Annotated in this window: 13 protein-coding genes; 7 read left to right on the top strand and 6 right to left on the bottom strand. The window is 62.9% G+C overall.

The window, feature by feature from the left end; genetic code table 11:
• Positions 1 to 627 (top strand): LysR family transcriptional regulator substrate-binding protein (locus Y708_RS24355; RefSeq protein WP_035776020.1); only part of this gene is annotated, 627 nt, incomplete at its 5' end.
• 112 nt (positions 628 to 739) lie between these two features.
• On the opposite strand, the gene Y708_RS24350 is transcribed toward Y708_RS24355, so the two are convergent.
• Entirely contained in the window at positions 740 to 2134 is a 1395-nt protein-coding gene (locus tag Y708_RS24350) for a GH1 family beta-glucosidase (protein WP_081746707.1), read from the bottom strand.
• Positions 2135 to 2263: 129 nt separating this feature from the next.
• Here Y708_RS24350 and Y708_RS0110880 point away from each other — a divergent pair, with 129 nt between their 5' ends.
• Positions 2264 to 3181: a CPBP family intramembrane glutamic endopeptidase gene (locus Y708_RS0110880; RefSeq protein WP_028279964.1), complete on the top strand. Its 918-nt coding sequence runs from the start codon at positions 2264 to 2266 to the stop codon at positions 3179 to 3181.
• 41 nt (positions 3182 to 3222) lie between these two features.
• On the opposite strand, the gene Y708_RS0110875 is transcribed toward Y708_RS0110880, so the two are convergent.
• On the bottom strand, positions 3223 to 3732 hold the full coding sequence (locus Y708_RS0110875; protein WP_028279963.1) for a hypothetical protein: 510 nt from the start codon (positions 3730 to 3732) through the stop codon (positions 3223 to 3225).
• A gap of 260 nt (positions 3733 to 3992) precedes the next feature.
• Here Y708_RS0110875 and Y708_RS0110870 point away from each other — a divergent pair, with 260 nt between their 5' ends.
• The 3 genes from Y708_RS0110870 to Y708_RS0110860 are packed head-to-tail and all read left to right on the top strand — an operon-like array spanning position 3993 to position 6332.
• On the top strand, positions 3993 to 4808 hold the full coding sequence (locus tag Y708_RS0110870) for an enoyl-CoA hydratase/isomerase family protein (RefSeq protein WP_028279962.1): 816 nt from the start codon (positions 3993 to 3995) through the stop codon (positions 4806 to 4808).
• Between the two features lie 49 nt (positions 4809 to 4857).
• The gene (locus tag Y708_RS0110865; protein ID WP_028279961.1) at positions 4858 to 5334 is read left to right on the top strand and encodes a transporter substrate-binding domain-containing protein; all 477 of its coding nucleotides are present in this window, start codon (positions 4858 to 4860) and stop codon (positions 5332 to 5334) included.
• Positions 5331 to 6332, top strand: a complete 1002-nt coding sequence (locus tag Y708_RS0110860; RefSeq protein ID WP_028279960.1) for a cation efflux transmembrane domain-containing protein — start codon at positions 5331 to 5333, stop codon at positions 6330 to 6332. Before Y708_RS0110865 ends, Y708_RS0110860 begins: the two co-directional genes overlap by 4 nt.
• Positions 6333 to 6381: 49 nt before the next feature.
• Here the strand turns inward: Y708_RS0110860 and Y708_RS0110855 are convergent, their stop codons facing one another.
• The gene (locus tag Y708_RS0110855) at positions 6382 to 6861 is read right to left on the bottom strand and encodes a Dps family protein (protein ID WP_028279959.1); all 480 of its coding nucleotides are present in this window, start codon (positions 6859 to 6861) and stop codon (positions 6382 to 6384) included.
• Positions 6862 to 7083: 222 nt separating this feature from the next.
• Between Y708_RS0110855 and Y708_RS0110850 the strand changes: the two genes are divergently transcribed.
• Positions 7084 to 7680, top strand: coding sequence for an SRPBCC family protein (locus Y708_RS0110850; RefSeq protein ID WP_028279958.1), 597 nt, complete (start codon positions 7084 to 7086; stop codon positions 7678 to 7680).
• Between the two features lie 91 nt (positions 7681 to 7771).
• On the opposite strand, the gene pstS is transcribed toward Y708_RS0110850, so the two are convergent.
• The 3 genes from pstS to Y708_RS0110835 form a co-directional block, all read right to left on the bottom strand.
• Positions 7772 to 8899 (bottom strand): phosphate ABC transporter substrate-binding protein PstS, encoded by a 1128-nt coding sequence (gene pstS / locus Y708_RS0110845; RefSeq protein WP_028279957.1) that lies wholly within the window; start codon positions 8897 to 8899, stop codon positions 7772 to 7774.
• Positions 8900 to 8933: 34 nt separating this feature from the next.
• A complete protein-coding gene (locus Y708_RS0110840) occupies positions 8934 to 10421 on the bottom strand; it encodes an FAD-dependent oxidoreductase (RefSeq protein ID WP_028279956.1) in 1488 nt (495 codons plus the stop codon).
• Positions 10422 to 10490: 69 nt separating this feature from the next.
• Positions 10491 to 11060, bottom strand: coding sequence for a hypothetical protein (locus Y708_RS0110835; RefSeq protein ID WP_028279955.1), 570 nt, complete (start codon positions 11058 to 11060; stop codon positions 10491 to 10493).
• A gap of 128 nt (positions 11061 to 11188) precedes the next feature.
• Here Y708_RS0110835 and Y708_RS24345 point away from each other — a divergent pair.
• On the top strand, positions 11189 to 11989 hold an 801-nt coding region (locus tag Y708_RS24345; protein WP_051478905.1), incomplete at its 3' end, for an acyl-CoA dehydrogenase family protein.

The raw sequence follows: 11989 nt of genomic DNA, 5'->3' as shown, positions 1-11989 counted from the left end.
GGCCGCTGGCGCGATCGCCATCCCCGCAAGCCCGTTGAGACAACCGAGTACGACGACGGCCCGCTGGCTTCCGCGCTCCGGGATGGATCCGTGGATATCGCCTTTATGCGGTTACCCGTGGACCGTGAATCCCTGAGCCTGATCCCTCTCTATGAGGAGCAGGCCGTGGTGGTTGCGTCAAAAGAGCATGAACTGTCCCTGTTTGAGGATGTTCTGCTGACCGATCTTGCCGCGGAGAACCTGTTGGACGTTGCCGAATGCGGCGGATTCCAGTCCGCCGTGGAGGTGGCCGCGTCGGGGGCAGGCGTGGTGATACTGCCGATGTCCGTGGCGCGGCTGCATAGCCGCAGGGATATGGTTGCTCGGCCGGTTACCGATGGGCCGGTGACGGCAATCGGCGTTGCCTGGCTGGCCGATCACACCACCGAGGACATCGAGGAGTTCATCGGCATTGTCCGTGGACGGACCGAGCGCAGTTCACGGCAGCCGTCTGCACAGAAGGAGCCCGCGCCCAAGAAGAAACCAACGGCCCGCGGCGCCACTTCCGGGAAGCCCCGCGGCATGCGGGGACCTAACAAGCGGGGCAAACCCGGCGCGCCGGGCCGCGGGCGCCGTCCTACGCGCTGACTCGTAGGCCAACCGGTGATCGACCAAGCGAGGGACGACTGGACCAACCGGTGATCGACCAAGCGAGGGACGAGCGCGTGGAGATCCGGCACAGTAACGCGGTCGGCACGGTTCAGGGGATCTCCACGCGCGCCCGAGAGGGCGCTTGGTCGATCACCGGGGGCACATTCGTCGCCGGGGCTCTATGCGCAGCAATGATGTCCGCGAAACGGTGGAAGGATGCCCGCGGAACCCGGTCCAGCGTGGAGGGTTCCATGCGTATAAGCCCAAACTTCTTTGTGTAACCCTCCTGCCATTCCCAGTTGTCCATGAGCGTCCAGTGGAAATAGCCGCGCACGTCGACGCCCCCGGCAACGGCGTCGCCAATAGCCGAGAGGTGCTGCTCCAGGAATTTAATCCGCCGGGTGTCCTGCGTATCGCCGCCGGGACCGTCGTCGTAAGCGCAGCCGTTCTCCGTGATGTAGACGGGAGGGAGGTTGGGATACGCCGCCTTGAGTTGCTTGAGAATTTCCGTCAGACCCCCCGGCATGACCGGCCAGTTGAAGTCGGTGACGGGGACACCGTCGTACTCGCGAGGTGCAAATGGAACCGGATAGAAGGGTGGCGCGGCACCGACCTTGGTGGGGAAGTAGTAGTTGATACCGTAAAAATCCAGCGGTGTGGAGATGATGTCCATGTCGCCGTCCTGGATGACGTCAAAGTGGATGCCCTCAAGTTCTTCGAGCTCCGCGGGATAGGCGCCGGTGAGGAGCGGCGCGGCGAACTGGCCGTTGTGATAGCTGTTGTACAGTGCCGCGAGGCGGGCTTCCTTTTCGGAATCGCCCGCGGGTTCCACCGGCGAGTGGTTGTTCACTATGCCCACGGGTGTGCTGAGCGTTTCGCGGAGCACCCGCGTTGCCCGGCCGTGGGCCAGCAACAGGTGGTGGGCCACAGTGAAGGCGCTGCCCAACAGCATGAGTCCGGGTGCCGCGTGACCAACGGCGTGCCCCACTCCGGTGTGCACCACCGGTTCGTTGACGGTCATCCACGCGGCCACTTTGCTGCCGTACTCGTCGCGGAGAATACGGGTGTACTCGACAAATGCGTCAATGGTGTCCCGGTTCTGCCAACCGCCGGCATCCTGCATGGCCAAGGGAAGATCCCAATGATAGATGGTGACCCAGGGCTGGATTCCGCGCTCAATCAATGCGTCGAGAAGGCGGTGGTAGAACGCTACTCCTTCGGGATTCGCGGGTCCGTGGCCGGTCGGCTGGATACGTGGCCACGCAATGGAGAGGCGGTACGCCTGGCCGCCCAGGTCACGCAGCAGGTCAAAGTCCTCCTCGAAGCGGTTGTAGTGGTCGCAGGCGATGGCCGGGCTCGAGGCATCGAGGATGTTCTTGTGAGTGCTTGCGTACTCGTCCCAGATGCTTGGTCCGCGGCCGCCGACATTCACCGCCCCCTCGATCTGCGCCGCAGCCGTCGACGTTCCAAAGATAAAACCCTCAGGCAATCCGAACTCGCTCACTGGTGTACTCCTTGATCGGGGCTGGAACGGCGCCCATCCCTTCACTAAAGAACTCCGAAGCCCATACGTCAACAGGCAATTTTCCCGTCCGCGCCAACCCGTGCCCTACCGGCCGGTAGTGTGCTGGATATGAACGCTGCTAATGGGAACGACGACGGCGCGGGGCCGGCTCCGGCGCCACCGGTTGGCGGCGTGCCAGGCCGGCCATCCGGCGTCGTGCCCCGACTGAAGCTGGCCAATCCCGCCCAGGTGGAACAGGGCACGCTGCTCAAACCGCGCTGGGGAACTTGGCACGCGGTTATTGGCCTGCTGCTTGTGATCGCCTTGCCGTTGGCGGGAACGCTGGTGCTCGTGGAAGTGGTCCCGTTTGGACCCGCGCTGGTCTTTGCGTCCCTGTTGCTCACGTGGACCGCGATGCTGGGCACCTGCTTGGTGGCATCAAAGAAGTGGGGTTTCGGGTCTTTGGCCAAGGACTTTGGGCTGCGCTTCCGCTGGGTAGATCTCGTCATCGGGTTGGGCGTTGGGCTTGCTGCCCGGGTGCTGCTGGCAGTGGTTCTGGCGCTCCTGACCGCGCTGTGGCCACTTGAAGAGGGAGAGGTTATTCAGGGCAATGCCGAGCTTTTCCTGACCGGCGATACGGTCTGGTTAGTGCTCAACGCCGTGCTTGGCGGGATACTCATTGCGCCGTTCCTTGAGGAACTGTTCAACCGCGGTCTGGTGCTGAGGGCCGTCCAGAATGCCTGGTGGCTACGGTCGCCGCGGTCACGCCACCGTGTCTCGGAAGCGGTTCCGCGCCGGTCGCTTGTCACCGCGACGGTGATTTCCGTGCTCGTCAGTTCCCTCGCATTCGGCCTGCTGCACACTGGAGCGGTTCCCGATCTGCGGTCCTCCGTCTACCTGTTGGTGGGGACGTTTACAGTGGGTCTTGTTTGCGGCCTGCTCACGGTGTGGACGGGCCGGTTGGGTCCAGCCATTGTCACGCACGTGGTGTTCAATGGATCCGCGATTGGCCTGCTGCTCATCATTCCGCAGGAACTCCTGCAGTAATTCCCTCGATCATGACGGCGCGGACGCCCTATCCGGTCCTCCTAATTCCGGTTGAGGTCACCCAGTGTGCCTGTGCCGAGAAATGGCTGTGAGGCAAGGAAATTTATCTCCCACGGCTGCGGCAGATGATTTCCGCTGCCCACCACCCAATAAACCTGCAGGGCCGAGAAGCCACCCGCACCGTACAGTCGGTAGGCGTCGCTGAGCCGAGGCAGGGCACTGTGACGGACAGTCGCCGTGAGGCCGTCGAACTGTCCACGTATAAGTGTGAGCGCCGGCTCAAGGATTTCCTCCAGCACCGGTTCCAGCAGTTCCCAAGCGTGGTACAGGTGCTCGGCGCGGTGCCCGTAGAAGATCAATTCGGAGAATCCCAAGCTGGTCAGACCCACTGTGTAGGCATACGGAACAGGCGTGTCCGTGCCGCCAAGGCGCAGCACAAAACTCTCACGGTCAATCTGATTCTGCAGCCTGGCGGTGTTGAACGAATCAGTGCTCCACAGATGCGTCAGTTCAGGGGCGAAAGTGGCTGGGTGAAAGATGAGGTCCGTCATGGATTGGTCTCCTCGGTCCGGTGGTGGGGAATTACAACCTCCCATGTGGCTCTGACGTTTCTGCGGAATCGGTGGAAACAACGGCAGCGGGCGCTGAGTATGAAGGCCGCGCGGGTACCGAATGGTGCGGGGGTGTGCGGGTCATGCGGAAGTACCCGTCGCCGCTTGCGGTAGCACTCGCCAAAGAGGATCCGACCACGCCTGCCCGCTGAGTCCGGCAATTCGTTGGACAGGCGTGTTGCATGGCTAGACTCACGTCCATGCAGTTTCCCACTTACGCAACTCTGATCATCGACCATTCCAACAAGGTCCTCACCGTCACCATCAACCGACCCGACGCGCTGAACGCCCTTGCCACCCAGGTTATCGAGGAGCTGGATCATTGCGTCGACATCCTCACCTCGGCATTCGACGACGACGACGACGACGCGTGGCCGGTGCGCGGAATGATTATCACCGGTGCGGGCAAGGCCTTCGTTGCCGGCGCGGACATCCAGGAAATGACGGACATGACTCCCGATCAAGCCGGAGGTTGCAGCCGCCGGATGCATGCCGTGACCCTCAAGCTGGAAGCCCTTCCCATTCCGGTTATTGCCGCCGTCAACGGGTACGCGCTGGGTGGGGGCTGCGAATTGGCCATGGCCTGTGACTTCATTTACGCCTCCACGAACGCGTCCTTTGGTCAGCCTGAAGTGAGCCTGGGACTGGTGCCCGGTTTCGGCGGAGCTGTGCGGCTGCAGCAGCTGGTTGGCTTGCCGATGGCCAAGGAACTGCTTTTCACCGGACGGCGCATCACAGCGGAGGAAGCCCAGCACGCTGGCTTGGTCAACACGGTATTCGACAGCGTCGAAGAACTGCTGGAAGGCGCGCGCCGCACCATAGGCGAGATCGCCAGGCAGTCTCCCGTCGCCGTCGGGCTTGTGAAAGAAACTGTCACCCGGACGCACGGCAGGCCAACCGCTGAGGGACTGGGGATCGAGGCTGACTCCTTCCAACAGGCTTTCACCACGGCCGACATGCGGGAGGGGACCAGGGCATTCCTTGCAAAAGAGAAGCCGGAATTCCACGGGAGCTGACACGGCTGCGTGTGTTTGTTACGGGCACGTGAGGGAGTATCTTCGGAACGTGCCAAAGCTACGATTTCCCCTCGCGGGGTTGGCCCTGGTCCTGTTGACGGGATGCGGGATGGCCATCCCTGCTGACCCGGACGGGACACTGAATGAGGTCACGGATGGGATCCTGCATGTGGGCGTTACAGCAAGCGGCGAGTGGGTGGAGCTCCGCCCCGGCGGCGATCCGCAGGGCGTTGAGCCTGCGCTGGTACAAGACTTCGCCAAAACACTCGATGCTGAGATCGAATGGGTGCAGGGCAGCGAGCGGGAGCTGGCGGAAGGCCTGAAACTTGGTGAACTGGATCTTGCGGTTGGTGGATTTGCTGATGACACCCCGTGGGTCACGGACGCAGGAATGACACTGCCCTATGCTGAAACCACCGACCAACGGGGTAACACCATCAAGCACGTGATGCTGACACCCCTGGGCGAAAATGCGTTCCTGCTTAATCTGGAGCGCTTCCTCCTCGAGCAGGAGGTTGCCCCGTGAGCAGCACCGTTCGTTTCGGCCATACCGAACTTCCCGAAGAGCAGCAGGACGCCCTGAGGAAAGCAGTGAAATTCGAATGGATCACCCTCGGATTCCTTGCGGTCGGGACCTTCCTGGTGTTCCTGGTGCTCGGCAACTCACAGGCAATGAAGGCCGCTTGGATTGAGGACCTGTTGTCCTTTCTCCCGCCCATCTCGTTCCTGATCGCAACGAGGATTATCAGGCGCCGGCCAACCCGGAACCACCCGTATGGCTTTCATAGGGCCGTAGGGATTGCGCACCTTGTTGCCGCCGTGGCTCTCCTGGTCATGGGCGGGTTCCTGATTGTGGACTCCGGCCTGGGACTGGTCACTGCGGAGCATCCCACCATTGGTGCAGTGCAGCTCTTCGGCGAAACCTTTTGGCTGGGCTGGCTCATGATCGTTGCCATGGTGCTGACGGGAGTTCCGCCGGTTTACCTGGGCATTGTCAAGATGAAGCTCGCCAAGACCCTGCACGACAAGGTGCTGTACGCGGATGCGGACATGAACAAGGCTGACTGGATGACGGCGCTTGCCGCGATAGTAGGCGTACTGGGAATCGGTCTTGGCCTGTGGTGGGCTGACGCAGCGGCGGCACTGGTGATCTCCTTCAGCATCCTGAGGGACGGGATCAAGAATCTGCGCGCGGCTGTGGGCGGCCTTGTCGACACCCGTGCGCGAACCTATGACGATTCGGAGGCAGACCCGATCGGAGCACGCATTGACGGCTACCTCTCGGAGCTGGACTGGGTGTTCGAGGCTAGGTCACGAGTCCGGGATGAGGGACATGTGTTTCACGTCGAATCGTTCGTGGTTCCAAAGAAGTGGGCCCGCCCGACCATGAAGCGTCTTGAAGCAGCGCGGATCGAATGCATTGATATGGACTGGAAAGTCCAGGACATGGTGATTATTCCGGTGGCGGAGCTGCCCGAGGAGTTCCTGCCCGGTGTTTCCTCGTCCGGCGGGGAGCGGGCCTAGACGCGAAGGGCGGGAGTCCTCACGGGACTCCCGCCCTTCGCGACCGGGACTACTTTTTGGTGGGCTTGACCACCGTTGCGGTTGGAGTCATGTTTTCGGCATCCACCATCCACGCGTATTGTTCCAGTTTCTCAATGAAACCGTGCAGGATGTCGGCCGTGGTGGGATCTTCTTCATCCACCTGGTCATGGACATCGCGCATCCGCTTGACGGATGCCTCAAGCATGTCCACCACCATTTCTACGGTGTCCTTGGTCGAAACGAGACCGGCCGGGAATTCTGACAGCCCGGTGCCCTTGGACACACTTGCGCTCCGGCCGTCCGGCACCGCGTGGAGCGCCCGCATGCGCTCCGCCATTTGGTCCGCGAAAAGCCGCGCGTCTTCGATAATCTCGTCCAGCTGAAGATGCATATCCCGGAAGTTCTTGCCCACTACGTTCCAGTGAGCCTGCTTGCCCTGCAGGTGAAGTTCAACCAGGTCCACCAGCACAGACTGCATGTTATCGGTTAGGGTCTTTGACGCTTTCATAGTTCCTCCACTCACGATGGAATCCGTCGGTGCTGCGCACTCGACGAGTATGACTTCCACCCTAGACCCATGCAATCCGGTGAATCCAGTGGATCGAGACATACACTAAGCAAACTTATGAATTTATTGATCTGTGACCCAAGGTGCGTTAGCGTTCAGGAAAGCGGTCCTGTGGCCGCGAAGCGTTCCGAGTGAAGTGTCAAACCTGAGGAGGAACCGTCAATGGCAACAGTTCAAGAGTCAATCGACGTAGCAGTCCCCGTTAGCGCCGCGTACAACCAGTGGACCCAGTTTGAGAGCTTCCCGGAGTTCATGGGCGGTGTTGAATCCATCACACAGACCTCCGAAACAGGAAGCCACTGGATCACCAAAATTGGTGGCGTTGAGCGGGAGTTCGACACCGAAATCACCGAACAGCACCCCGACGAGCGGGTTGCGTGGAAGAGCACGGACGGCACCTCCCATGCCGGCGTGGTGACCTTCCACCGGCTGGACGACACCAACACGCGGGTAACCGTCCAACTCGACTGGTCACCTGAGGGCTTCATGGAGAAGGTTGGCTCGGCCGTGAATGCCGACAACAAACAGGTCAAGGCCGATCTTGAACGATTCAAGGAGTTCATCGAAAACAAGGGGCATGAGACCGGCGGCTGGCGCGGTGATGTCGATGCGCCCGGCAGTGGCGCCGCGAGTACCACCGCGGGAGTGGCGGCGAGCCCACGCAGAGTTGAGGATCCCCTCGAAGATGGCCCGGGAAGAGCGGATCCATCGCTCGATGATCCGGAGTCCGGTGGACCCAGGGCGACGAGCCCCTTGTAGGCCGCCATAGCCTGAACGCTCCCGCAATTACTGGTGAAATATCGCCCCAGAGAGGGCTGCTCCAGCAATAACTGCGTGAGCGTTGCCGGTTCTAGGAGCCGTCGCGCACGCTGATCGTCTCAATCGCATCGGTTGAGCGGACGGACAGACTCGCGGAAATGGGCGCGCTTCCGGCCGCGGCGGCTGCGGCTTCCTGACCCTCTTCGCTGACCACGAAGGTCCCGAAGGCCTTCACGAGGGTGGCCGTCGCTTCATCCTCGTACGTCGAACAAAAGACGTGATAGGACACCAGCACCAGGGGGTACGCTCCCGGCTCCGTAGTGGTCCGGTCCAGGTCCAGTGCAATATCGAAGTCTGCGCGCCCATCTACTGGGCTGGCCGCGTCGACGGCGATGGCCGCGGCTTCCGCGCTCACCGTCACATACTCGTCCCCCACCAGCAATCTGGCGCGTCCCAGCGGAGGCCCTACGGCAGAATCATCGGCGTAGGTCACGGCCCCCACGGTGCCGGAAACAGTACTGACGACGCCGGCATTTCCCTTGGCGTTCTCGCCTGCCAGATCGCCGGGGAAGGTCCCGTCGGCTTCGTCAGTCCAGACTTCCGGTACCACTGCGTGCAGATAATCGGTGAAATTCTCGGTGGTTCCGGAGTCATCCGACCGGCTCACCGGTGCAATCCGTGTATCCGGGAGATCGACGCCGTCGTTCTGTTGAGCGATCGCCGGGTCATTCCACCGCGCAATCTCGCCGCGGAAAATGCGTGCGATCGTCTCGGCGTCGAGATTCAGTTCCTCGATCCCGGGCAGGTTGAAGGCGATGCTGATCGGGGCAACGTAGGCGGGAATGTTAAAAGCCCCTTCGGGACCGCATACCGATCGTGACTCTTCCAGTTCCTCGTCGCTGAGATAGGCGTCCGATCCGGCAAAGTCCACTGCGCCCGCCAACAGCGCGCCGCGTCCTGCCCCCGATCCGTCAGGTGAGTATTGGATCTGCGCCCTCGGATGGATGGCCGCGAAGTCCGCGCGCCACGCGTTCATGGCCGGCCCCTGCGCCGAGGAGCCGGCCCCGGTGATGGAGCCGTCAAGGGTGGACGTGGCGTTCTGGGCTGCGGCTTCCTGCTCGGAACCCAGGGGATAGTCGGAGCCGCAGGCAGTCAGGGCCAACGCGCTGAGGCTGATGAGGGCGATGGGAGTGTGCCGGAAGGAAACCACTCGTTTCACGATACAGGTGAACGGGGAATGAACAGGAAGTGAACTAAACCCGCGGCAGATCCATGGTGGAAGGCCCCTCAAGCAGCACACCATCAAAGGTGAAGCGCGATCCGTGCAGCGGGCAGTCCCAGGAGCGTTCGGCGTCGTTCCAACTGAGAATTCCCCGGAGGTGTGGACACACGGCGGAGACGCGGTGCGTCACGCCGTCCACCTGGCAGATTCCCACCGGACGGGCGTTCTGGCGCACCACCACGCCCTGGCCCTGGGGCGGTACAACGCGCTCGGTGCGGGCCAGCCCGCCCAGCCACCCGGTCAGCGCCTCCAGCCCGACGGCGGCACCCGCCTTTGCAGTGCTCAGCGCATCCTGCGCGCCGAGCCGTGGTTTGTACAGCTCTTTTGCCCACGGCATGTGTCCGCCGAGGATCTCCGCTGACAGCGCGAGCGCCGCAGCAACGCCGTTGGTGAGGCCCCATTTATTGAAGCCGGTGGCAGTATAGATGTTGTGTCCGCCAACCGGCATTCTGCCCACATACGGCACCGACGACGCCGGTTCGTAGTCCTGCGCGGACCATGAGTACGCGGGCTGCGCGGTGGGAAACTGCTCTTGGGTCCAACGGATAATGTCATCGACCATCGACTGGGTGTTCGCCTGCCGGCCCACCGGGTGACCGTTTCCTCCGGTGATCAGGTAGGGGCGCCCATTGACGACGGCGCCGCGAAGGGTGCGTGACGGCGCGTCCACGGAGAGGTACATGTTTTGTGGGATCTCGTCCTGCACAGTGAAGGCCGCGGCGTAGGAGCGGTGCGGTGCGAGTACCGTGAAGTGCCCGCCGCGGTCGAGGATCGGAGTCCCAGTGGCCAAAACGAGGTTTCCGGCCTGGACGGGTCCGCGGTTGGTGCGGACGTCGATCGGGTCACCCTTTGCGCTGCCCGCAGTCACGCCATCCACGCGTACACCTTCACAGAGCACCCCACCGTGTTTGCGCAAATCAGCGGCAAGGGCGGCGAGTACGTCCATCGGATGCACCTGTGCCTGGCCCGCAAGCCGGAGGGTGCGGGTCACGGGAAATGGCAGCTCGGACGTATCCTCCAGCACGGCATTGAGGCCTGCTTCCGCGCAGGCGTCGCGTTCGGACGCAAGCTGGGCGGCGCCGTCGTCGGACACTGCGTAGTTGACCGCGTCCCGCGTGTCGAAGGGAACGCCATGTTCCGCACAGAAGCGGAGAAGCCAGCTCTGACCCTCCCGATTTCCGGTCACGTAATGGCGTGCAAGCCCTGCACCGTGGTGGTGGACGATCTTGGAGATCTGTGTGCCCTGCAGGAGGGAAAGTTTGGCCGTGGTGTTTCCGGTGGCGACAGCTCCAACCTGCCGTGCTTCGAGGACTGCCACGCGCTGGCCGGAGCGGGCAAGGAGTGCCGCCGTGGTCAGGCCGGTAATCCCCGCTCCCACTACCACCGAGTCATAGTCGGAACCGGGGGTGAATGAGTCGGCGGGGATCTGTGGTGCGGTGTCAAGCCAGAGGGATTTCATCGATGAGCCCTTCCCTGCGTCGGTGGTTTACAGCCCACCCGAGAAAGGCGGCGGAGTCAAGGGCACCAGTCACCAGTCGAGGATCATGTTGAGCTCAAAGTCCGGGTCAGCGGCGGGGGATGTCCCCAAATACACAATGTCGCCGGTCTGGTAGTTCCTACCAAAGATGTGCAGCGTCCCGGGCGGGGGATCGCCGGCGATGGGCGGGAAGCCAGGCGACATGGTGACCAGCGGCCCATCGGTAGGCAGTGGAGCGCCCAGGCTGTCCACCCGGAAGTTGTCCCACACCACCCCGGTGGCCGGATCCACCACCACTACGGACCCCGCCGGCCACCCGCCCGTAGGCAGGCGGTCGGTGCCGGCAAACCGGGTTCCCGTGGTGCGGTCATAGCCCTCGATGAATTCCCCGGAGTCGGCGCTGTACAGCACGGCAGACGGCGGAAACCCGCCGGTGCCGCGGGAGTGCGCAACCGTACTCCACCACCCGTGATAGCTGGGCTCGGCCTCAATGACGTCCCCCGCCTCAAGATCCACGGAACGCTGCTCAAAGTATGGGTTCTGCGGCCTTGCGGACATGGATTCGGAGCAACCCGTCAGCAGGAGGGCAAGGACGGCGGCCGCGGCGAATCGTCTGCGCACAGTAAACCACCTCCCGTTGAAATCAACCGTAGACCTGCGTGCTTCATTGACCAATGGTCTAGGCTGCATGCACGGTAAAACTAAGTATGCTTGGGAAAATGCCGCTAGCTCCCCGAAGGTGTCCCGCAATGTCAATGAATGGTGTTTCGTTGGGGCCAACCCGGTCCGATAGTCTCGACGCTCTCTACCACGAAGCTGAGTCTGCCGCGGGTTCGGTGGCATTAGCACTTGGACTGGTGGGCGGACTGGAGACGTCGCCGTTGCCGGGACAGGGCTCAACCCTTCGCCTCTGGGAAACCCTGGCCACCATCGCGGCCGCGGACCTCACGGTTGCCCGCACCGCCGAGCCGCACCTGGACGCCCTCGCCATCCTGGCGCAGGCAGGTATCCCGGCGCCCAAGGGCACCTGGGGAGTGTTCGCGGCGGAGGGGCCGGGCGCGCGCCTTACCGCAACCAACGACGACGTCGCCTGGCGTCTCGATGGCCGCAAACCCTGGTGCTCACTCGCCTCGCGGCTCGACCATGCCGTGGTGACTGCCCATGTCGGTGACAACGAACGGCGGGCGTTCACCGTGGATCTGCGCCAAGACGGCGTGGATGCCGTTCCCGGAACCTGGGCAAGCCGCGGACTGAGTGCGGTGGACAGCGGAGCCGTGGATTTCGAGAAGGCAGCCGCCCAACCGGTTGGCGACAACAACTGGTACCTGAGCCGTGACGGTTTTGCCTGGGGAGGCATTGGCGTTGCCGCCTGCTGGTACGGCGGAACCGTTGGTGTGGCCCGCCGCCTCTTCTTCGCCGCCGCTGCACGTAAGCCGGACCAGATTGCCCTCATGCACTTGGGACACGTGGACGCTTGGCTTTTTCAGGCACGCACCGCGCTCGTCGAAGCCGCGGCGCTGGTGGACAGTGGCGATGCGGCGGCTCGGCGG

The sequence above is a fragment of the Arthrobacter sp. H5 genome (assembly GCF_000520595.1).
GTDB lineage: Bacteria > Actinomycetota > Actinomycetes > Actinomycetales > Micrococcaceae > Arthrobacter_D.
Note: the sequence above shows the minus strand (reverse complement) of the source record. Positions and strands in the feature narration are given on the sequence as shown.

What these genes read in the sequence shown, in the direction of transcription:
- Y708_RS0110875 (WP_028279963.1), bottom strand. Translation starts at nt 3,732, where the DNA reads ATGACGGACCTCATCTTTCACCCAGCCACTTTCGCCCCTGAACTGACG.
- Y708_RS0110840 (WP_028279956.1), bottom strand. Translation starts at nt 10,421, where the DNA reads ATGAAATCCCTCTGGCTTGACACCGCACCACAGATCCCCGCCGACTCA.
- Y708_RS0110880 (WP_028279964.1), top strand. Translation starts at nt 2,264, where the DNA reads ATGAACGCTGCTAATGGGAACGACGACGGCGCGGGGCCGGCTCCGGCG.
- Y708_RS0110855 (WP_028279959.1), bottom strand. Translation starts at nt 6,861, where the DNA reads ATGAAAGCGTCAAAGACCCTAACCGATAACATGCAGTCTGTGCTGGTG.
- Y708_RS0110870 (WP_028279962.1), top strand. Translation starts at nt 3,993, where the DNA reads ATGCAGTTTCCCACTTACGCAACTCTGATCATCGACCATTCCAACAAG.
- Y708_RS0110850 (WP_028279958.1), top strand. Translation starts at nt 7,084, where the DNA reads ATGGCAACAGTTCAAGAGTCAATCGACGTAGCAGTCCCCGTTAGCGCC.